Annotated in this window: 18 protein-coding genes, 3 tRNA genes and 1 pseudogene; 12 read left to right on the forward strand and 10 right to left on the reverse strand. The window is 67.0% G+C overall.

Features of this window, described 5'->3' with window-relative positions; genetic code table 11:
* Positions 1-154: 154 nt before the first annotated feature.
* A complete protein-coding gene (locus tag IIE29_RS12715; RefSeq protein ID WP_209325670.1) occupies positions 155-502 on the reverse strand; it encodes a metallopeptidase family protein in 348 nt (115 codons plus the stop codon).
* Positions 503-666: 164 nt separating this feature from the next.
* Here IIE29_RS12715 and IIE29_RS12720 point away from each other — a divergent pair.
* The 8 genes from IIE29_RS12720 to mgtE all read left to right on the forward strand — a co-directional run bounded on the left by IIE29_RS12720 (position 667) and on the right by mgtE (position 7,207).
* Positions 667-739 (forward strand) — tRNA-Glu (locus IIE29_RS12720).
* Positions 740-776: 37 nt separating this feature from the next.
* Positions 777-850, forward strand: a tRNA-Asp gene (locus IIE29_RS12725).
* Positions 851-919: 69 nt separating this feature from the next.
* A tRNA-Phe gene (locus IIE29_RS12730) sits at positions 920-995 on the forward strand.
* 191 nt (positions 996-1,186) lie between these two features.
* Entirely contained in the window at positions 1,187-3,136 is a 1,950-nt protein-coding gene (gene acs, locus IIE29_RS12735) for an acetate--CoA ligase (RefSeq protein WP_209325671.1), read from the forward strand.
* Between the two features lie 155 nt (positions 3,137-3,291).
* Entirely contained in the window at positions 3,292-4,131 is an 840-nt protein-coding gene (locus IIE29_RS12740; protein ID WP_209325672.1) for an SDR family oxidoreductase, read from the forward strand.
* Positions 4,132-4,209: 78 nt separating this feature from the next.
* Entirely contained in the window at positions 4,210-5,193 is a 984-nt protein-coding gene (locus IIE29_RS12745; protein WP_209325673.1) for a patatin-like phospholipase family protein, read from the forward strand.
* 67 nt (positions 5,194-5,260) lie between these two features.
* Entirely contained in the window at positions 5,261-5,761 is a 501-nt protein-coding gene (locus IIE29_RS12750; RefSeq protein ID WP_209325674.1) for a hypothetical protein, read from the forward strand.
* A 78-nt stretch (positions 5,762-5,839) separates the two neighbouring features.
* Positions 5,840-7,207, forward strand: a complete 1,368-nt coding sequence (gene mgtE, locus IIE29_RS12755; protein WP_209325675.1) for a magnesium transporter — start codon at positions 5,840-5,842, stop codon at positions 7,205-7,207.
* 24 nt (positions 7,208-7,231) lie between these two features.
* On the opposite strand, the gene IIE29_RS12760 is transcribed toward mgtE, so the two are convergent.
* Entirely contained in the window at positions 7,232-9,010 is a 1,779-nt protein-coding gene (locus tag IIE29_RS12760; RefSeq protein WP_209325676.1) for an ABC transporter ATP-binding protein, read from the reverse strand.
* A complete protein-coding gene (locus IIE29_RS12765) occupies positions 9,007-10,698 on the reverse strand; it encodes an ABC transporter transmembrane domain-containing protein (protein ID WP_343071897.1) in 1,692 nt (563 codons plus the stop codon). Before IIE29_RS12765 ends, IIE29_RS12760 begins: the two co-directional genes overlap by 4 nt.
* A 48-nt stretch (positions 10,699-10,746) precedes the next feature.
* On the opposite strand from IIE29_RS12765, the gene IIE29_RS12770 reads away from it, so the two are divergent.
* Positions 10,747-11,646, forward strand: coding sequence for an oxidoreductase (locus IIE29_RS12770; RefSeq protein ID WP_209325677.1), 900 nt, complete (start codon positions 10,747-10,749; stop codon positions 11,644-11,646).
* Positions 11,647-11,746: 100 nt separating this feature from the next.
* Here IIE29_RS12770 and IIE29_RS12775 read toward each other — a convergent pair whose 3' ends face one another.
* The gene (locus IIE29_RS12775; protein WP_209325678.1) at positions 11,747-12,937 is read right to left on the reverse strand and encodes an acyl-CoA dehydrogenase family protein; all 1,191 of its coding nucleotides are present in this window, start codon (positions 12,935-12,937) and stop codon (positions 11,747-11,749) included.
* Between the two features lie 124 nt (positions 12,938-13,061).
* Between IIE29_RS12775 and IIE29_RS12780 the strand changes: the two genes are divergently transcribed.
* Entirely contained in the window at positions 13,062-13,952 is an 891-nt protein-coding gene (locus IIE29_RS12780; RefSeq protein WP_209325679.1) for a LysR family transcriptional regulator, read from the forward strand.
* 42 nt (positions 13,953-13,994) lie between these two features.
* Here IIE29_RS12780 and IIE29_RS12785 read toward each other — a convergent pair whose 3' ends face one another.
* Complete coding sequence (locus IIE29_RS12785; RefSeq protein ID WP_209325680.1) at positions 13,995-15,425, reverse strand: aldehyde dehydrogenase family protein; 1,431 nt, start codon at positions 15,423-15,425, stop codon at positions 13,995-13,997.
* Positions 15,426-15,741: 316 nt separating this feature from the next.
* Here IIE29_RS12785 and IIE29_RS12790 point away from each other — a divergent pair, with 316 nt between their 5' ends.
* Positions 15,742-16,935, forward strand: a complete 1,194-nt coding sequence (locus IIE29_RS12790; protein WP_209325681.1) for a threonine/serine exporter family protein — start codon at positions 15,742-15,744, stop codon at positions 16,933-16,935.
* A gap of 17 nt (positions 16,936-16,952) precedes the next feature.
* Here the strand turns inward: IIE29_RS12790 and IIE29_RS12795 are convergent, their stop codons facing one another.
* The 4 genes and pseudogenes from IIE29_RS12795 to IIE29_RS12810 form a co-directional block, all read right to left on the reverse strand.
* The gene (locus tag IIE29_RS12795; RefSeq protein WP_209325682.1) at positions 16,953-17,297 is read right to left on the reverse strand and encodes an aldo-keto reductase family protein; all 345 of its coding nucleotides are present in this window, start codon (positions 17,295-17,297) and stop codon (positions 16,953-16,955) included.
* A pseudogene (locus IIE29_RS12800) lies at positions 17,263-17,463 on the reverse strand (aldo/keto reductase); the annotation flags it as partial. The gene IIE29_RS12795 and the pseudogene IIE29_RS12800, both read right to left, overlap by 35 nt.
* A gap of 118 nt (positions 17,464-17,581) precedes the next feature.
* Positions 17,582-18,442, reverse strand: coding sequence for an SDR family oxidoreductase (locus tag IIE29_RS12805; protein WP_209325683.1), 861 nt, complete (start codon positions 18,440-18,442; stop codon positions 17,582-17,584).
* Positions 18,439-19,803, reverse strand: a complete 1,365-nt coding sequence (locus IIE29_RS12810) for a flavin-containing monooxygenase (protein WP_209325684.1) — start codon at positions 19,801-19,803, stop codon at positions 18,439-18,441. Before IIE29_RS12810 ends, IIE29_RS12805 begins: the two co-directional genes overlap by 4 nt.
* Positions 19,804-19,851: 48 nt before the next feature.
* On the opposite strand from IIE29_RS12810, the gene IIE29_RS12815 reads away from it, so the two are divergent.
* Positions 19,852-20,559: a TetR/AcrR family transcriptional regulator gene (locus IIE29_RS12815; protein ID WP_209325685.1), complete on the forward strand. Its 708-nt coding sequence runs from the start codon at positions 19,852-19,854 to the stop codon at positions 20,557-20,559.
* A gap of 64 nt (positions 20,560-20,623) precedes the next feature.
* Here IIE29_RS12815 and IIE29_RS12820 read toward each other — a convergent pair whose 3' ends face one another.
* Entirely contained in the window at positions 20,624-21,469 is an 846-nt protein-coding gene (locus tag IIE29_RS12820) for a DNA-formamidopyrimidine glycosylase family protein (RefSeq protein ID WP_209325686.1), read from the reverse strand.
* Positions 21,470-21,597: the final 128 nt, after the last annotated feature.

Genomic DNA, 21,597 nt, shown 5'->3' on the forward strand with positions numbered 1-21,597 from the left:
GATCCCGTGTTCCCGCGTCGATACGGACGGAATTGTTGTATCGGTGCTGATGGTTTACCCGCCCACAATAGGCGAAGTGTCGGCGCGAGCGCCAATTCCGACCACACGAAGTGACCTGTCGGTAGCCTGCGGGAGCGGGGCCTCGACCGCGAATTCAGCCCCAGCCGAGTTCGTGCAGCCGCTCATCGTCGATGCCGTAGAAATGAGCGATCTCGTGGACGATCGTCACGACGATCTCGTCTCGCAGATGGTCACGGTCGGCGGCGAAGTCGATGAGGTTGTCGCGATAGATGAAGATGGTGTCGGGCAGCTCGAGGCCCGAGATCCCGCGTTCGCCGATCGGGGTCCCCTCGTAGAGGCCGAGCAGGTGCCGGTCCCCGTTCTCCGGCCGGCCCTCGACGAACAGGGCGACGTTGTCCAGCTGATCGGTCACCCCGGTCGGCAGCAGCTGGAGAGCCTCGTCGAGGATCGCTTCGAACTCGTCATCACCCAGGGACTCCATACTCTCCACCCTAGCCCCACGCGAGCCCCTCCATCCGGCCGGCAGCGGCTCGAGAACAGCCTCCCGGGTCTGTGACCGAGGACACTCCCTCTCGTTTTGCATTCGGCAAATCGGGTGGGATAAGCTTAACGTCGTTGCCCACGGAGAATCCGAGGACAAACTAGGCCCCCATCGTCTAGAGGCCTAGGACACCGCCCTTTCACGGCGGCGACACGGGTTCGAATCCCGTTGGGGGTACGGTGTAAGATCGAAAGGTCTGAAACCACAACAGCAAGGCCCTGTGGCGCAGTTGGTTAGCGCGCCGCCCTGTCACGGCGGAGGTCGCGGGTTCGAGTCCCGTCAGGGTCGCGGAGCACAAGGCTCTTCTTCGGAAGAGCCTTTGTTTCTCTCGACATACTTGCAGTGTGTCGGCGACCAGGCTCTGTAGCTCAGTTGGTAGAGCGTTCGACTGAAAATCGAAAGGTCACCGGATCGACGCCGGTCGGAGCCACCAGAAGGAAGCCCCGCTTCCCCAGTTTTTCGCTGGGGAGCGGGGCTTCGTCGTTCCCCGATTTCCCGAGCGGCCCTGACCGCACGGCCTCCTGGCCTCGGACACCCTTGAAATCCACATCAACTGGAGTAGGTTGAAGGGGAGTTCGAATCCATGCACCACGTCGTTGTGAGGCATGGCGAAAGGAGCACACGATGACGAACAATCCGACGATCACGGAACTCAGCCACGAGGACAGGACCTTCCCGCCCCCAGAGGAGTTCGCCGCCAATGCGAACGCGACAGCCGAAGAATACGACAAGGCTGCGGCAGATCGCATCGGCTACTGGGAGGAGCAGGCGAAGAGGATCACCTGGGACACCCCGTTCGACACGGTCCTCGACTGGTCGGACAAGCCCAACGCCCAGTGGTACGTCGGAGGCAAGCTCAATGCCGCCTACAACTGCGTCGACCGCCATGTCGAGAACGGCCTCGGCGATCGCGTCGCCTACTACTTCGAAGGCGAGTCCGGCGACACCCGCACCATCACGTACTCCGACCTGCTGCGCGAGGTCTCCAAGGCCGCGAATGCGCTGACGGAGCTCGGAGTCAAGACCGGCGACCGGGTCGCGATCTATATGCCGATGATCCCCGAAACGGTGTTCGCCATGCTCGCCTGCGCCCGCCTCGGCGCCCCGCACACCGTCATCTTCGGCGGATTCTCGGCCTCGGCGATCGCCGATCGAGTGAAGGACTGCGGCGTCGAATTCGTCATCACCTCCGACGGCGGCTACCGCAAGGGCAAGCCCTCGGGCCTGAAGTCCGTCGTCGACGAAGCCATGGTCGACTGCCCCGAGGTGCGCAATGTCCTCGTCGTCCGCCGCACCGGCCAGGACGTGGATTGGAAGGAAGGGCGCGACCTGTGGTGGCACGATGTCGTCGATCGGCAGTCGGAGACCCACACGCCCGAGGCCTTCGATTCCGAACATCCGCTCTACATCATGTACTCCTCCGGCACGACCGGGAAGCCCAAGGGCATCCTGCACACCACGGGCGGCTACCTCGTCGGGACCTCTTTCACCCACTGGACGGTCTTCGACATCAAACCGGAGTCCGACGTCTACTGGACGGCGGCGGACATCGGGTGGGTCACCGGTCACTCCTATATCGTCTACGGACCGCTGGCCAATGCGACCACCTCGGTGCTCTATGAGGGCACCCCCGACACACCTCATCGCGGCCGCCGGTGGGAGATCGTCGAGAAGTACAAGGTCTCCATCCTCTACTGCGCGCCGACGGCCATCCGCTCGTTCATGAAATGGGGACGCGACATCCCCGCGAAGTTCGACCTCTCCAGCCTGCGTCTGCTCGGCAGTGTGGGCGAGCCCATCAACCCCGAGGCCTGGATGTGGTACCGCGAGCACATCGGCGGAGGCCGCTGCCCGGTGGTCGACACGTGGTGGCAGACGGAGAACGGCAGCATCCTCATCAGTCCGCTGCCGGGCGTGACCTCGACGAAACCGGGATCGGCCATGCGCCCCCTGCCCGGCATCGTCGCCGATGTCTTCGACGACGAGGGCCGATCCGTCGAACCGGGCAACGGCGGGTATCTCGTGATCAAGGAGCCGTGGCCGTCCATGCTGCGCACGCTGTGGGGCGACGAGGAGCGCTTCGAGAAGACCTATTGGTCGCAGTACCCCGAGGTGTACTTCGCCGGTGACGGAGCGAAGATCGACCGGGACGGCGATTTCTGGGTCCTCGGCCGCGTCGACGACGTCCTCAACGTCTCCGGCCACCGGATGTCGACCGCGGAGATCGAATCCGCTCTTGTCGCCCACCCGAAGGTCGCCGAGGCGGCCGTGGTCGGGGCGCGTGACGAGATGACCGGGCAGGCGATCGAAGCCTTCGTCATCCTCCGCGAGAGCGCCGCGGACGGCGGGGACGACGTCGTGAGCGAGCTGCGCAGCCATGTGCGCAGTTCGATCGGACCGATCGCGACGCCGCGGTCGATCATGCTCGTCCCCGACCTGCCGAAGACCCGTTCGGGCAAGATCATGCGCCGCCTGCTCAAGGATGTGGCCGAGAACCGCGAGGTCGGCGACGTCACGACGCTCGCCGACTCCTCGGTCATGGATCTCATCCAGAAAGGCATCGCCGAAAGCTGATCCGCGCCTCTGGGACCACGCCGTCCTCGGTTCCGCCCTTGCGGTGACCCACGTCATACTGATGTACTGTTAGGTAACTTTCGGGTGGGTCGCCGCAAGGCGTGCCGCGCACCCGAAAGTCGCTGAACCGACCTCGACTGCAAGGATGCAAACGAATGAAGCGTGGAACCGAAATCGACGACGCACGGGTGCTCATCACCGGAGCCGGCAGCGGAATCGGACGACTCATGGCCCTCGACGCCGCGGCCCGCGGTGCCGCCGAGGTCATCATCTGGGATCTGTCCGCCGACAGCGGAGACGCCGTGTGTGCCGAGATCACGGCCACCGGCGCAGCAGCTCGGGCATTCGCCGTCAACGTCGCCGACTCCGACGAGGTCGAAGCCGTGGCCGAACGGACCGGGCCGATCGACATCCTCGTCAACTGCGCGGGCATCGTCACCGGCAAGAAGCTCCTCGAGACCGACGAGGCAGCGATCAGGCGCGTCTTCGACGTCAATACGCTGGCTCTGTACTGGACGACCAAGGCGTTCCTGCCCGGAATGCTCGAACGGGACCGAGGCTCGGTCGTCACCATCGCCAGTGCTGCGGGCCTGACCGGAGTGGCCCGGCAGACCGACTACTCGGCGAGCAAATGGGCGGCAGTGGGCTTCACCGAATCGCTGCGCAGCGAACTGCGCACCGAGGGCAGCCGGGTCGGCACGCTCGCCTTCTGCCCCTACTACATCAACACCGGCATGTTCGACGGTGTCCGCACCAAGTTCCCCCGCCTGCTGCCGATCCTCGAGGAGACCGATGTGGCCGCACGCGTCCTCGACGCCATCGAAGCCGGTCGCGAACAGCTGGTCATGCCCTCGCTCGTGCGTCTGGTGCCGGGCCTGCGACTGCTGCCGACTCGCGCGTTCGACAAGGTCATGGACTTCCTCGGAGTCAATCAGACGATGGACCACTTCACCGGCAGGACCGGTGCGAACAGGCAGCCGACCGAGGCGAACTGAATCGGCCGTCGACGATCACCTCGCGCCGCCTCGGCTCGGGTCCACAATGGAAGCGGAGACGAGCGAAAGGGAGCGGGCATGGCCACGACCGATCTGGTCCTCGAAGGCGGCGGGGCGAAACTGCCCGGACTCGTCGGCGCCGTAGAGTCTCTGGCCGCGGCCGGGTACGACTTCCACCGCATCGCCGGGACCTCGGCCGGAGCGATCGTCGGTGCGCTGGCGGCGTCGGGGATCTCTGCCGACGAGGTGAGGCGGAGGGTGTTCGAGCAGGACTTCGCCGAATTCGAGGACCTCTCCCCCGCCTTCCGGATCACGCCGTGGCTCGGCAAGGTGCAGGGCCTGCTGTTCCACAAGGGCATGTACCTCGGTGACGCGCTCCGCGACTTCCTCGCCGAGACGCTGGCCGAGCAGGGCGTGCGCACGTGGGGCGACCTCAGGCTGCCCGACCCGGGCTCCGCGATCCCGCCGGAACGCTCCTACCGACTCGTCGTCATCGTCTCCGACGTCTCCCGGGGTCGCATGCTGCGTCTGCCCTGGGATTACGAGGATTCCCTAGGAGTCGAAGCGGACGGTCAGTCCGTCGCCGAGGCGGTGTGCGCCTCGGCGGCCAGTCCCTTCTTCTTCCGCCCGCGGTCGCTGCCGGCACGGCCGAGCACGGCCGGAGGCGCGTCCGTGCTCGGCGCCGACGGCGGTCTGCTCTCGAACTTCCCCGTCGACGTCTTCGACCGCAAGGACTCCCGACCGGCACGGTGGCCGACATTCGGCGTCATGCTCTCGGCCCGGCGCACTCCCGCTGCCCAATGGCGCCCCAACGCCAGCACCTTCGAATACGCCCGATCTCTCCTCTCGACGATGCTCAACGCCCACGACCGCCGACACATCGACGACCCCTCGGTGACCGAGCGGACGATCTTCGTCGACACCACCGGGCACAGCAGCACGGATTTCGACCTGTCCGCGGCCGCCAAACACGATCTCATCGCCTCGGGACGCACCGCGGGTGAGAAGTTCCTGGCCGGTTGGGACTGGCAGGAATGGAAGGACCGCTTCGACCGGAAGTGATCTGGCCTGGGGCCGATCGACGTGCAAGAATGAGGGCCCGAGCCTGATGCCCAGCGAAGGAGAGATCATGAGCGAGTTCGAAGCGAACGCAGCTGACCGACTGGACGAGGACCCCATCCTCGACGACCCCGATCTCGACGAGCCGACGGCCGATGAGTTGGACGACCCCGAACTCTCTGCCGCCGAGGCCGAAGCCGACCAGGTCGACGTCGACTCCGACATCGACGATGACGAGCCCATCGAGGCCTCTGTCGAGCCCGGCGCCGACGGGCCCGGGGGCACAGGCGTCGAGGGTGCCGACGACGAGCTCCTCGAAGGAGCCGGTCGGGAGGACGAGAACAATGCGCCGGACCTCTCGGACGAGTTCAACACCGACCAGTCGCCGGCCGCGGAGCAGGGAAATCGAGACGGCGACGAGATGGTCTCCGAAGGCGATGACGACTCCGAGGTCGCCGCGCTCGACGGTGACGACCTCAACGTCGATGCCCTCGCCGATGACGGCACCGAAGAGGTCTCGGTCATCGACGGCATGCCGGAGGTCATCGACGACTCCTACGAGGAGGACTGACCCTCCGCCCAGATCGTCCGCCGCCCATGGCCTAGGGTGGACTGCGGGAGAGACCGTGGCGAGGCAGAGGGGGAATTCGTGGCCGAGACGACAGAGGGCACCGAGGCGGCCGACCGACTCGAATCCGCACTGACCGGCAGAATCGACTCCCGCACCCTCGACGAGATCGCGACCCTGGCCCGACACGTGCCGCGCGCGGAGATCGGTCGCCTCGTGCACACCTCGACTCCACTGCAGTCGGCGATGCTCTTCCGGGTGCTGACGAAGGCCGAGGCTCTCGACGTCTTCGAAGATCTGCCCCCGGCCTACCAGGCCGAACTCATCGGCAACCTCCGCGAGCCCGAGGTCGCCGACATCGTCGAGGGCCTCGACCCCGATGACCGTGCCGAACTCTTCGGCGAACTGCCGGCGAGTGTGGTCAGTCGTCTGATGAAGGGGCTGAGCACCGAGGAACGGGCGATGACCTCCGCGGTCCTCGGCTATCCGAAGTCCGCCATCGGCCGGTACATGTCCCCCGAGGTGCTCGGTCTCCACGAGGATTGGACCGCGGCCGAGGCGATGGAGGTCGTGCGCGCCCGCATCGACGGACCCGAGACCGTCTATCTCCTGCCCGTGGTCGGCCCCGGCCGGGTGCTGCGGGGAGTGGTGTCCCTGCGCAACCTCATCGCCGTCGGCCCGGACACCGTCGTCGCCGACATGGTCCGCGACTCGATCAGCACGCATGCGCTGACCGACCGCGAGGAGGCTGCACGTGAGTTCCTCTCTCACAGACTCATCGCCATGCCGGTGACCGACCAGGAAGACCGCCTCGTCGGGATCCTCACCATGGACGATGTCCTCGACATCATCGACGAGGAGGACGCCGAGGACATCGCCCGCGGCAGCGGTACGGAGCCGCTCGACCGGTCCTATCTGTCCTCGACGATCCTGCGTCTGGTCCGCAGCCGCATCGTGTGGCTGCTCGTCCTCGCCATATCCGCGATCCTCACCGTCCAGGTCCTCGAAGTCTATGAGGACCGGCTCGACCAGGTCGTCGTCCTCGCACTGTTCATCCCGCTGCTCACCGGCACCGGCGGCAACACCGGCAACCAGGCCGCGACGACGGTGACCCGGGCCCTGGCCGTCGGCGAGGTGCGCATCCGGGATCTCGGACGGGTGATCTGGCGAGAGCTGCGTGTCGGCGCGGTCCTCGGCTCCGTGCTCGGCGTCTTGGGCTTGGCCATCGCCGGCTTCGTCTACGGCTGGCAGATCGGTCTGGTCATCGGGCTGACGCTGCTGTCCGTGTGCATGATGGCCGCCACCGTCGGCGGGCTGATGCCCATCATCGCGAAGCGGGTCGGAGCGGATCCGGCGGTGTTCTCCAACCCGTTCATCTCCACGTTCTGCGATGCCACGGGTCTCATCATCTACTTCACCATCGCCACCACGGTGCTCGGTCTGCGCTGAGTCCGGCCTCTCCGCGACGGTGGTTCAGGTCGACCACGCCTGCCACAGCGCGGCATAGCGGCCACCGCCTGCGACGAGTTCGTCGTGGCTGCCTTCCTCGATGACCTGCCCGTGCTCCATGACGAGGATTCGATCGGCCTTCTCGGCCTGGCTGAGCCGGTGGGCGACGATGAGCGCGCCCCGGCCCTCGAGGGCTGCCTGTGCCGAGCCCTCGAGGACATGGGCACCGGCCGAACCCGCCTCGGCGGTCGCCTCGTCGAGGATCGCGAAGTCCGGATCTGCGAGGACGAGCCTGGCCAAGGCGATCGTCTGCTCCTGGACCGCAGACAGGCGGGCCCCGCCTTCGCCGATCTCGGTGTCGAGGCCCTTCGGCAGGGATCGCGCCCACCTGGCTCCGACCGCGTCCAGGGCGGCCATGACCGCCTCGTCGGCGGCGGCCGGATGCGGCAGTGAGACGTTCTCGCGCAGGGTTCCGGAGAAGGTGTGGACCTCCTGAGCGATCATCGCGATGTGTACCCGCAGTTCGGGCTCCCCCAGCGCGGTCAGCTCCGCTGCCCGGTCCGAGGCGGCACCTGCTCCCATGAGCACAGCGTGTCCGTGTGTCGGTGCCGACAGACCCGCCGCGATCCGGGCCAACGTCGTCTTCCCGGCTCCTGTCGTGCCGACGACGGCGATGTGCTCACCGGGCTCGATGCGCAGGCTGACGCCTCTGAGCACGTGATTGTCAGAGTCCGGGTCGTCGTCGTAGCTGAACCACAGGTCCTTCAGAACCAGGGACGGGGAAACCGCGCCCAGTGTGGTCGTCCGCCTCGGCGCCGCGTGCGCCTCATCGATGACGCCGACCATGCGGGTCAGTGACGCACCAGCCGACTGGACCTGGTCGAAGAGTCCGACGAGTGCGCCGATGGGGTTGAACAGCCGGTGGAAGACCAGAGCCGCGGTGGTCACCGCTCCGGCAGTGGACTCACCGAACCACACGAGCGCGAAGCCTGCGATGAGGAGCAGCGAGAGTACGACGGCCTCGGCGCGGTTGTTGCGGCCGAAGGCGCGGGTGAGGAAGCGGAACACGTTGATCGACAGGTCTCGGGCCTGGCCGGAGGCGGCGTCGATGCGGCGCATCTCTCCGCCCTCTGCACGATAGGCGCGCAGGGTCGCGGCGCCCGTGAGGCCGCCCAGAAGCCGGCCGGCACGTCGGCCGAACGCCGCGCGCTCCTCCTTGTAGATGGGCTCCGACCTCGGCAGATACCACCGCAGGGTCAGCCAGTACATCGGCAGGGCGACGAGGCCGACGATGCCCAATCGCCAGTCGACCGCGGCCAGTCCCGCTGCGGAGACGAGGACGACGAGGAGTGATTCGACGACGAGCGGCAGCACCTGCGCGGCGGCCTCGCTGATCTTGCGGGAGTCGTCGGCGACCCGGGATACGAGATCGCCGGTACCGGTGGCCTCGATGCGCTGGGATTCCAACGCCAGCGCGGAATCGACGACCTCTGTGCGCAGCTCGGCGACGACGGGCATGGCGATATGGGCCAGCGCCCACGCCCCGATCCAGGTGCCCAGCGCCATTACGATGCCGGCGACCATCACGGCGACGGCACAGGTCCAGACCACCTCGGGTCCGGCACCGGCGGGCAGCCGATCGACGAGGTGGCCGATCGCCCACGGTCCGACGAGACCGGCGCCGGCGTTGGCCAGACCGGCGATGGCGAGGAGGACGATCCAACCTGCCCGGCGGCGCAGCAGCGGGGCGAGGCGGGCGAAGGATCGACGGCGTGAGGCGATCGACAGGGTGCGGTGCATCATCGGGTCACCGCCCGCCGGTAAGCTGCGGCGGCTGCGTCATCGCCGGCGAGGAGTTCGGAGTGGCGGCCGCGGAGGATCGGGCCCGTCGCGGGCACGTGGACGACAATGTCGGCCGCGGCGAGGAAGGCCGGGGAGCTTGTGAGGATGACGGTGGCCCTGCGCCCCGCGTCCCGGCGCAGCCTGCTGACTCCCTGTGCGATGCGGGCCTCGGTGACGGCGTCGACAGCCGTGGTCGGCTCGACGAGGACGAGGACCGCGGGGTCGGCGCTCAGGGCTCGGGCGAGGGCGACGCGCTGACGCTGGCCGCCGGAGAGGTTTCCGCCGAGTTCCTGGATCCGATGGTCGAGACCGCCGTCGACGAGGCCGAGGAGTTCATCGGTGCCCGAAGCTGCGAGCACCTCGGCGGTGACCCGATCATCGGTGTGGACCTGGTCGTCGGCTCCCACGACCATGGTGATGTTCGAGCGGATGGTGCCTTCGAACAGGTCGGTGTCGTGGGGTGCGACGATCATCGTCTCGGGTCCGAGTCCGCGCGCGTGGGTCGACAGTGCCGCCAGCAGTTCGGCTCCGTGCTCGGCGGTATCGGTGACGATGCAGGTCAGCTCCCCGAATGTCGTGATGATTTCATCGTCTCCATCCGGCCAGCCAGCGACGATGACGGCGGATTCGGAGAGGGTCACCGTCGGCAGCGGGGCCGCCGCCTCCGGGGTCTCGGGTTCCGCCTCGGCGGCGATGTCGGCGAGCAGCCGCGCGATCCGCTCGGCGGCGCCGTGGGATTGGGCGAAGAGGCCGACGATCTCGGCCAGGGCGCGCATGGGTTCGGTGAGGAAGGCGGTCATGCCGAGGATGCCGATGAGCGCGCCGACGCTCATCTGTCCATCGATGAGGCGCAGGCCGGCGACGATGAGGACGATCGCGAGGACCGCGGACATCACGAGGGCTCCCAGACCGGCCAGCCGTCCGGTGCGTTCGCCGGTGGCGATCCCGGCGGCGGCCGCATCGTCCGAGGTCTGCCGGTAGCGGTGGACTGCCCAGTCCTCGCCTCCCATCGCCTTGATCACGCGCAGTCCGTGCATGAGGTCGGAAGCCGAGCGGCCGGCGCGGGCGACGGCGTCGAGCTGCGCGGTGGCCTTCGCGGACACCGAGCGGCCGGGCAGCGCGACGATGATCAGCCCGATGGGCACGGCGACGAGGACGACGAGGCCGGTCACCGGGTCGGCGACGAGCAGGAAGACTGCGGCGGTGATCATGCCGAGCACCGAGGCGATGCCGCGTCCGGCCTGCTGGAAGGACATCGCTGCTGTGTCGGCGTCGGCGGACGCGATCGAAAGGACTTCTCCGGACGTCCGGTCGGCCGGCAGGTCCGCCGAGGTCAGCGCCGCATGGGTGATTTCGACGCGGAGGGCGTGCGCTTCGTGTTCGCGGGCGGCGTTGCACAAGCGCGAACCGAAGCGATATCCGAGGCTGAGGACGGTGAACAGGACTCCGATGCCGAGGATCGACACGATGAGCATCGGCAGAGACAGCGGGAGGATCGCGCGGTCGACGACGATTCCGATCGCCACGGGAACGAGCGCTTCGCAGACCTGCCACAGCGAGAGCATGACGGCTCCGGGCAGCAACAGCGACAAGCGCCGACGGGCGGCTCTGGTCAGGAGGGTCGAACCGGAAGAGGGAATGCGCGGCACGAAGGCTACCCTAACATCTCGGGTGGTGACGGAGACTACACTGCCACCATGCTGCCCATCACCACCGCGCTCGACCGCGGTTTCCCGTCCCTCGACGGTCAGACGTTCGTCATCACCGGGGCAAACTCCGGTCTCGGCCGGGTCACCGCCGGTGCTCTCGCCGCCCACGGAGCGCATGTCGTCCTCGCGGTGCGCAACTTGAAGAAGGGAGCGGAGGCAGCGGCGACCATGACGGGTTCGGTCGAGGTCAGAGAGCTCGACCTCGCCGATCTCGGCTCCGTGCGGTCGTTCGCCGCGGGCCTCGGGGGCCCGATCGACGTCCTCATCAACAATGCGGGCATCATGACCCCTCCCCTGAGCTGGACCGTCGACGGCTTCGAGTCTCAGTTCGGCACCAACCACCTCGGACACTTCGCACTGACGGCTCTCCTGCTGCCGCAGATCGGGTCTCGGGTGGTCACCGTCTCCTCGCTCGCCCACAAGCAGGGGACCATCGATTTCACCGATCTCAACTGGCGGCACCGGCGGTATCGAGCGATGGCCGCCTATGCACAGTCGAAGCTCGCGAACCTGCTGTTCACCACCGAACTCGAACGACGGCTGACGAAGCGGAGTTCCGACGTGATCGCGACCGCAGCCCATCCGGGTCTGGCCGCGACCAACCTGTTCGGCCCCGGCGACCGGCGGCGGCTGCGCGATAATCTGGGCAAGGCGCTCACTCGTCTGCTCAGCCAGAGCGATACTGCTGGTGCCGCGCCGATGCTCAACGCAGCCGTGGCCGATGTCCCCGGCAATTCCTATCTCGGTCCCGGACGAGCCTTCGAGACCCGCGGCGAACCCGTCTTCGCCAGTCGAGCACCGGTCTCGCTCGACGAGGACGTGGCTCGTCGCCTGTGGGAGGCGTCGGAGTCGCTGACGGGCATCGGCTTCCTCGGATCCTCAGTGTGAGGCTCGGGGCACTCGCAATCATGGTCGACATCCTCCCGCACACGCCTCCGACGCTGGCCGCTCCCGCCGGGGTGTTCGTCGACTTGCGCCCTGACCGCGGTCAGCGGAATGCCTGCTGTCCGGTGATGTGCCGGCCGAGGATGAGGGTGTGGACCTCATCGGTGCCCTCATAGGTGCGGACGGATTCGAGGTTGTTCGCATGCCGCAGCGGTGAGTGCTCAAGAGTGATGCCGTTGCCGCCGAGCATCGTCCGGGCCTCGCGGCAGATCGCGATGGCCTCGCGACAGTTGTTGAGTTTGCCCACCGAGATCTGCACCGGGTCGAGTGTGCCCGCGTCCTTGAGACGGCCGGTCTGAATGGCCAGCAGGGTGCCCTTCTGGATCTCGAGGGCCATGTCGACCAGCTTCTGCTGGGTGATCTGGTACGCGGTCAGCGGCTTGTCGAACTGGAGACGGTTCTGCGCATAGTCGAGAGCGGCTTCGAACGAGTCTCGGGCCGCACCCATGGCGCCCCACATGATTCCGTAGCGGGCCTCGTTGAGACAGGAGAACGGCCCTTTGAGTCCTGTGACATCGGGCAGCACCGCCTCGGCGGGCAGTTCCACGTCCTCCAGAGCGATATCGCACTGGATGGAGGCGCGCATCGACAGCTTCTGCTCGATGGGGGTGGCGGTGAAGCCAGGGGTGTCGGTGGGGACGAGGAAGCCGCGGATCCCTTCGTCGGTGGCGGCCCAGATGACTGCGATATCGGCGATCGAGGCCAAGCCGATCCACCGTTTGGCGCCGTTGAGGACCCAGCCGCCGTCTGTGCTGCGAGTGGCTGAGGTGGCCATGGATCCGGGATCGGAGCCGGCGGTCGGTTCGGTCAGTCCGAAGCAGCCGATGATCTCGCCTGCCGCCATACCGGGCAGGTATCGGTTCTTCTGCTCCTCGGAGCCGAATTTGTGGATGGCCGACATCGCCAGCGAGCCCTGCACGGACACGAAGGTGCGCAGCCCGGAGTCGCCGGCTTCGAGTTCGAGCGCGGCGATGCCGTATTCGACGGCCGAGCGCCCGGGGCAGCCGTAACCGTTCAGGTGCATGCCGAGCAGGCCGAGTTCCCCCATCTCCTTGACGATCTCGGTCGGGAAGATCGCGTTCTCATACCAATCGGCGATGTTCGGGCGGATCCTCGCGTCCACGAATGTGCGGGCACGCTCGCGGATCTCGAGTTCCTCGGCCGAGAGGAGACCGGCGAAGTCGAGGAGGTCGGATGGGTCGGCGGTGGGCGTGGTGGTGTCGGCGTCGGTCATATCGGCTCCTCAGATGCGGTCGGATTCGTCTTCAACCCTGCCACCAGAATTACACGGAGTCCAAGAGGTAATATCACACTGATTGATTCAATTTTCTTATCAATGACGAGCCTCGAGGTGAAGCATGGAGTTCAGACAGGTCACGGCCTTCCTCGCCGTCGCCGAGGAGCTGCATTTCGGGCGGGCGGCCGAGAGGCTCCGTATCGCTCAGCCTGCCCTCAGCCAGATGATCCGAGCTCTCGAGCGCGACCTCGATGTCGATCTGTTCGAACGGACGACCCGGCGCGTCAGACTGACGCCTGCCGGCGAGGCGCTGCTCGAACCCGCGGCGGCGATCGGAACTCAGGTCGACGGCGCCAGGCGCATCGCCCGCTCCGCTCAGCAGGGGCTGGCCGGCCGGGTGCGCATCGGCTTCGGCGGCACGAGCGGCTATTCCATCCTCTCGCGACTGGCGCGAGAGGTCGGCGAACGGCACCCGGGGATCAGCCTGGACCTGCGTCCGCAGATGTACTGCGGGGAGGCAGCGATCGCTCTGCGCGATGGGGAGATGGACCTCGCCATCATCAGTCCCCCGGCGCCGGCCGGTGTCGAGGTCCACACCATTCGCCAGGAGAGCGTCATGATCGCAATGCCCTCCGGCCATGAGCTGGCCGGCCGCGAAATGGTCAGCATCGCCGAACTCGCCGGTCGGCCGTTCATCTCCTACGCCCCGTCCCACGGCTCCCAGGTGAGAGAGGTGATGATGCGTCTGGCCGATGACGCCGGCTTCCTCCCCCACGTCGTCCAGGAAGCGCCGGACCCCTACAGCCTCCTGGCACTGGTGGGAGCGCAGGTCGGCATGGCCGTCGTCGTCGCCTCCTCGGATCACATCCGCATCGACGGTGTCAGCTATGTTCCCCTCGCCGAGGGTGGGGACGCCTTCACACTCGCGCTCGGATGGCGGCGGAACAACCCCTCCGAGGCTCTGGCCCGCGTGGTCGACATCGTCCGCGAAGCCCTGCCGCAGGCTCAGTGAGCCGCTGGAGAGTCAGACCCAGGCACTCGGTTCTGGCGCCCCCTACCAGCTGATCACGTGCGGCACGCTGACGTGCTTGAGACCCTCGAGGCCGAATTCGAGGCCGAAGCCGGACTTCTTCACACCGCCGAAGGGAATCCGCGGATCCACGGCACCGTGTTTGTTGATCCACGTCGAACCGGCCTGCAGGCGAGCGGCGACCTTGCGGCAGGCATCGAGGTCGGTGCCCCACACCGAGGAGCCGAGGCCGACTTCGAGTCCATTGGCCCATTCGATGGCCTGGTCGAGGTCCGTGTACTTGATGATCGGCAGCACGGGGCCGAACTGCTCCTCGGAGACGAGCGGGTTGTCATTGTCGATGTCAGCGACGAGTGTCGTCGGGTAGAAGTAGCCGGGCTGCTCGGCGACCGGATCGCCGCCGGTGAGCACTCGCGCTCCCCCATCCTTCGCGGCCTGGACGAGGCCGGCGACGATGTCGTACTGCTGCTTGTTCTGCAGCGGCCCCAGCACGTTCTCCTCCTCCAGGCCCACGCCCATCGGGGACGCTCCGGCCACCTCGACGAGGGCTTGGCAGACCTGGTCGTACAGCGATTCGGGCACATAGAGCCGCTTCATCGCCGCGCAGGTCTGGCCGGTGTTGATGAAGGCGCCCCAGAACAGGTCGCCGGCGATCGCGGCAGGGTCGGCGTCCTCGAGCACGATGCCCGCATCATTGCCGCCGAGTTCGAGCGTGAGTCTCGCGAGGCTGTCTGCAGCGGAGCGCATGATCGCCTGTCCGGTCTTCGTCGAGCCGGTGAACATGATCTTGTCGATATCCGCGTGACCGGTCAGGGCGGCACCGACGGCACCGTCGCCGGGCACGACGGACAGCACATCGGCGGGCAGCGCCTGGTTGACCACGTCCACGAGCGCCTGCACGGACAGCGGCGTGTACTCCGAGGGCTTGAGCACGACGGTGTTGCCCATCTTCAGCGCGGGCGCGAACTGCCACACGGAGATCATCATCGGCCAGTTCCAGGGACCGACGGCACCGATGACGCCCACCGGCCTGTAGTGGAGTTCCGCATGGGTCTCCCCATCCTCGACGAGGACCTCGGGCTCGAGCTCGAAGGCCGCATTCGCACGCAGCCAGGCAGCACAGGCCCCGACTTCGAAACGCGCATTCGGCCCGTTGAGCGGCTTGCCCTGCTCACGGGAGAGCAGTTCGGCCAGCGCCTCGGCAGAGGCCTCGATCGCATCGGCGGCCTGGTTGAGAAGTTCGCTGCGCTCCTGCGCGGACGTCGCCGCCCAGGCGGGCTGCGCCTTCCGGGCCGCTGCCACGGCAGCCTCGATCTCGGCGGGACTGCCTTCGCGGGTACGGCCGACGACCTCACCCGTGGCGGGATCGTGGATCTCACGCCCATGGGGGTCTTCGATCGCAGACAGAAGCCCAGCTGTGGTCGTGAGGTCAGTGGTGGATGCGTCGGTGGTCATGATGCTCCTTCGGTCGGGGACTGATGTTCGTGTTGCCGGTTGGGTGGACTGGCTTTCTCATCCCAGACTTCCACCGGATCCGATTCCTGCATAGAGTTCGAGTGAGGATGCTGCCAGTCTGGCTGAGACGCTGAGGCCGTGTCTTGGCTTCACAGGCGAAGTTCTTGACGATTCGCGCACCACCCTTCCCAGCTGGAGCCGATGCCTCCAGCTCCGGGATCGCGGGCTGGTATCTTCGATTCTATCGGCGAGCCCGCAATCGAGAGGGTGTGGAGTGCACGAGGCAGAGGCATCGACGGTTCCTGCACAGGAACTGTTGATCACCATCGGCACAGGACTTCTCGCAGGCGGCATCTCCTCCGTCGACGTCGAAGACGCCCTGACCGGACTCGCCCCTGCTGTCGGTCTCGACGCCATCAACGTCGCGGCCCTGCCCAAGGGCCTGTTTCTCACCGTCGGGGCCGGAGGGGCCACACGGTTCGAACGCATCGGTCCCGATCTGCGCTTCGACCAGACCGCGAAGCTGCTCGACATCGTCGACTCTATCCACGCGCGCCGTCTCAGCGTCGATGAGGCCCGGCAGACGATCGAGGCGGAAGTCTTCGCCACCGCGCCGCGCTGGCCGGGCTGGCTGACCTGCCTCGGCGCAGTGCCCATCGGAATCGGACTGTGCCTGCTGCTCGAACCCGGTCCCGTCAACCTGGTCTTCGCCGCACTCGGTTCGCTCGTCGTGGCCGGAGCTCTGGCGATCAACAGCCGACACTCCAGCCTCGGTCCGCTGCTGCCGGTCGCCTCGGCGTTCTTCGTCGGCGTCCTCATGCTCATCGGCTGCCGACTGGACTGGCTGGAGAGTCCCCTGCGCACGATCGTCGCCACCCTGGCGCTGCTGCTGCCCGGCAGCGCCGTGGTCACCGGGCTGACGGAGATATCGGCCGGCGCTCTGTCCGCAGGCAGTTCGAGGCTCGTCTCGTCCACGGTGCAGCTGGCGATGTTCATCGCCGGGGTCGCCGGTGCGGCCGTCGTCACCGGCACCGGCGCCGAGGCGCTGGTGAACTCCCAGCTGACCGATTCCACTTGGTGGCTGTCCTCCCTCGGAGTCGCTGCGGCGACTCTGGGTCTCATCATCTACCTGCACACACCGCTCGAACACACCCTGCCGATTGTTCTCACGATCGGTGCCGCGGCTCTGGCGCAACTGGGAGTCGGTGCCGAGTTCGGTGCGGCCATCGGCGGTCTCGCCGGTGCCCTGACGGCCTCTCTGGTCGCCGTCGTCCTGTCACGTCTGCCGCGCGGCCCGATCTGGCGGATCAGCTTCGTGCCCGCCTTCCTCGTCGTGGCGCCCGGCTCGTTCGGACTGCTCAACGCCTCACAGATCGAATTCGGCGACGGCAGCAGTGTGCTGGCCAGCCTCCTCGCCGCGGGGGCGACGTTCTTCACGATCGCCATCGGCACGGTCATCGGCGCGGCTGTAGCCCATGCCGTCGAACCCCGGGACGAAGTCGTCGCCTGAGCGCGGGCCGGCTTCCCTCAGGCGGATTCCTCGTCGGCGAAGGGGGCCGAGACCCGGTCGAGGCGTTCGATCTCACCGTCGCTGAGTTCGAGCGTCGGAGCGGCCATGATCGCCTCGAGCAGCTGCGGCTCACGTGCCGAGGCGATCGGTGCGGTCACGCCCCTGGCCAGCAGCCAGGCCGGTGAGGAACCCGGCGCGAGGCCGAAGTAGGAGAACACGGCTAGCTCGTGCCGCTTGGCAACCGGCCGCATCTCGGTCTCGAATTCCTGCCGGCGGACGAGACTGTACTGCGGTTGGATGTGCTTGGCCTTGCCGGACCGGACGATCTCATTGATCGGTCTGCAGACGATCCACCGAGGCATCGATGGCGGTGCGGATGTGCTCGGGGTCCTGTGTGCGGTGGTCGGGGTGGTCGCCGACCTTCGTGGCGAGGACGATGTCATCGCGACTGCCTCGGTCGGCCAACCAGGTGCCGATGATGGTCCCGGACTCGCGACCGGCGTTCCCGGGCACCCACGCCGGATAGGGTTCGGCGGCGTCGAGGAAGTTGCCGCCGACGGCGACGAAGGCGTCGAGGACGGCATGCGAGCCAGTGGGCCCGGCCTGCGCAGGGCCCTCACCAGGGACAGCGCCGGCACGGCCGCGATTATTCCGCCGCGGCGGACCCGGCCGCCGGTCGCGCCGGCCGCGAGGTCGTGAATGAGCCTTCGTACCCGGCGCGGGCCTCCGCGCGCACCTCGGTCACTTGGTCGGGCACCATAGTGCCGAAGAGACGATCCCGCATCGCCTGCGGCAGGAGGTTGACCATCCGCGTCAGCGGCCCGATGTAGGCGGGCACGGTGACCTCGAAGCGCGGGCGATCCGCGGCGGCGACGACAGCGCGAGCGACATCAGTCGGCTGCAGCAGCGGAGCGGAACCTGTGCCGGTGCCGGCGGCCAGAGTCGTGTCGACGACGGCCGGCATGACGGCGGTGACCTCGACTCCGCTGCCGCGCAGCTCCATGCGCACGGCCTTGAGATAGCCGAGCACCCCGTGTTTGGTCGCCGCGTAGGTCGCCTCGCCAGGGGTCGGCAGAAGCGACGCGGCCGAGGCGACCGTGATGAGGTGCCCGTGGCCGGCCCTGCGCATGGCCGGAGCAGCCGCCTTGATGCCGTTGATGACGCCGAGGAGATTGACACTCAGCTGCGCGCGAGCCGCCGATTCCGGCTCTTCGTCGAAGGATCCGACCCACATCAGTCCCGCGTTGCTGACGAGGACATCGACCGGGCCCAGATCTCGACGGACAGCGTCGAGGAAGTCGGTGAAGGATCCGGTGTCGGTGACGTCGAGTCCGTACGCATGCAGCCCTGGCTGGTCGGCGACCTCCTGGGCTGCGGCGAGGTCCGTGTCGCCGATGGCAACGTGCGCGCCGGCGGCGGCGAACCGGCAGGCTATCGCCCGCCCGATTCCGTGTGCCCCGCCGGTGACGGCCACGACCGCGCCGCGTGTGGATTGTGACCTGCTCATTCCCCGACCGCTCCCCTGTCCATTTCCCGCTGCATCTCCCACAAGTAGTGGTCGAAGTCGACTTCCATAGTGTGCCGAGGCGAATCGTAGAACTGCTTCTTGTTCCGCCGGTCGTCCTTGGCCATCTGCTTGAACATGTCCTGTCTGGTCGGCAGCTCGCAATCGCCGAGGAGGATCTTCGCGACCAGCTTCGCCTGCATCTCCGACAGAGGCATGACCGCTCCCACCGGCTGCAGCAGACCGATGAAGAACAGACCCGGACGGTCGGGGTGGACCATTCGCTTCCACAGCGGCAGGTCGTTGTTCTCGACGTCGACGACCTCGGAGGAGAGGAAAGGGAAGGACACCTTGTAGCCGGTGGCCCACACGATGAGGTCAGCCGGTGCCACAGCGCCGTCGGTGAACACGATTCGATCACTCTCGAGCCGTTCGATGCCGGGTCGCACGATGATCGCATTCGCCTTGAGCCGTTCGCGGATGGCGTCCGACTGGACGGGATGGGACTGACCGGGCTTGTGCGGCGGTTTCGGCAGTCCGTACTTCCTCAGCCCGCCGGACAGCATCGCACCGAGGCGCAGCCGTGCGGAGGTCATCCACCAGGGTGCCCAACCGGGCAGCACGACTTGGTCGGCAGCCCGGCCGAAGACGGTCTTCTTCATCACCCACTGGCCGCGTCGGATCGAGAGGTTGACGCTGCGTGCCCGATGGGAGCCTTCGACTGCGATGTCCATAGCGGAGTTGCCGGCTCCGACCACGACCACATCGCGCCCGACGAGCTGATCGCCGCTGCGATAGTCGTGGGCGTGGATCTGTTCTCCGTCAAATCGTCCCGGGTACTCGGGGTCGGGCCATTTGGCGTCCCAATGATGACCGTTGGCGACCATCACGGCGTCATAGTGCCGGGTCTCCGCACCTGCCCGGGCGGTGATGTCGACTTCCCAACCGCCGCGGCTGTTCCGGCGGACGTCTGTGACCTCGGTGTCGAAGGTGATCGTGTGAGCGAAGCCGAAGTGCTCGACGTAATCGCGGAAGTAGGCGAACACCTGTTCATGGCTGGCATAGGGCGGGTAGTCCTCGGGCATCGGATAGTCCGAGAACGCCATGCGTGGGCACGAGGTGTTGATCTGCAGGGTCTCGTAGCAGGCGCTCGTGCCGTTGGGATTGTCGAAGAGCCAGTTGCCTCCGATCTCACTGCCCTTTTCGAAGCAGTCGAAGGGGATGCCCGAGGTGTAGAGGGTCTTCGCCGCGGCGATGCCTGAGGAGCCGGCACCGATGATGCAGACCTTCGGCAGCGAGGGGTCCGGGTCGATGGGAGCGGTGACTGCCGGTGCGCGACGACTCTGTCGGATCATGTAAGCCATGCCACACAGTATTACATCGAAAATCCCAATTTTCACTATACTGGAGCCATGGATTCCGTTCCGCCTCTCAAGACGTCCTCGCGCCGGTGGCACGGTACCCTGCGCGCAGAACGCGATTCGGCGCGGCGGGAGCGTCTGCTCGATGCGGCCCTCGAGCTCTACGGCACCAGCGGCTTCCGTCGGACCGGCGTGCAGGCGCTGTGCCAGGAGTCCGGGGTCTCCAGCCGCTCCTTCTACGAGCTCTTCTCCACCCAGGAAGACCTGCTCGAACAGCTCTACGTCGCACTGAACGCGGAAATCGCCACCGCTCTCACTCAGACGCGGGTCACTGAGGGCTCCGCCCTGATCGAGGCCACACGGCAACTCGTCAGCGCTGCCCTGACTCCAATGCTCAAAGACGAACGCAAAGCCCGAGTGCTCGAGGTCGAGGCCGTCGGGATCAGTGAGTCCATGGAGGAACGCCGCCGCTCCACGATGCGGCTGCTCGCCGACTCCGTGCACGGCGCCTTCGTCGAACTCGCACGCTCCTATGACCTGGAGGACCGGACGATCCACCGCATCGCCGCGTCGTCAGAGTCCGGTGAGGACCTGACGAGCCTGATCATCGTCGGCGGAATCACCGAGGCGCTCGTGCAGAGAGTCGGCACTTCGACCGAGTCCCGTTCCGCGACCTCAGATTTCCTCGGCTCCATCGCCGAGGTGGTTCTGCGCGCGCATGGGATCCCCGACTGTCAGTTCGACGCTCTCCCCGCCTGAGGGCCTTCTCTCCACCCTCCGTGCGTGAGCCGAGCCTCCGCTTCGTCCCGGTCACCTGCGACCGTCATTTGAGGAGCCGGTCCATACGCCGGTCGGAGAGCTTCTTCCCACCGGTCTGACAGCCAGGACAGTACTGCAGCGATCTGTCGGCGAAGGACACCTCGGCGATCGTGGTCCCGCATACCGGGCAGTCCTCTCCGGCCCTTCCATGCACCCGCAGACCACGCTTCTTTGCGGCTTTGATCCTTGCCGGCGGCAGCCCGACGAGCGACCGACGGGCCGTGGTGAGAACGTCCCGAACTGTGTCGAGCAGAGCATCGGCGTCGACCCCCGCCGCCGGGGCGAACGGAGAGATCTGCGCCGTGTGGAGGATCTCGTCGGAGTAGGCGTTGCCGATCCCGGCGATGACGGACTGGTCCTCGAGCACGGTCTTGATCCGTGAACGCGAGACGGCCAGAACCGCGGCGAACTCCTCAGCGCCCATCATCAGCGCGTCGACCCCGCTGCCGGCCACTGCCGGCACCTGTCCACAGTCGGTCACGAGCGCGACGGATGCGTTCTTCTTCGTCCCCGCCTCGGTGAGGTCGAAGCCGGCGCCCGAAGCCAGGCGAACGCGCAGGCCCAGCGGGCCTCTGCCCATCTTCACCGGCCCTTTCGGCACTTCATCGTGCCAAGTCAGCCAGCCCATGCGAGCGAAGCGACAGACGAGGTGCAGCCCCTCGAAGTCGACGATGAGCATCTTGCCGACACGGGTGAGACCTGTGATCTCGAGGCCGGCGAGTGACTCGAGCGGCGGGTCCGTGGTCTTGAGGATGCTCAGCTCACCGATGAGACAGCGCTCGACGAAGTCACCGACCAGGCGCGGTCGCAGGAAACCGGCGAGCGCATCGATCTCGGGCAATTCGGGCATGGCACCAGTATGCGCTCCTATCACCGCTCTTGACAGGGGAGTTCGCCGCAGCGACAGGGTCTTGAGAACCCCGCGGTCGAGGTCTAGCGTGGACAGTCACGAGTCGATCCAGCGCGGCTGTCGACGGA

This window comes from Brevibacterium renqingii, assembly GCF_017808095.1.
Classification (GTDB): Bacteria; Actinomycetota; Actinomycetes; order Actinomycetales; family Brevibacteriaceae; genus Brevibacterium; species Brevibacterium renqingii.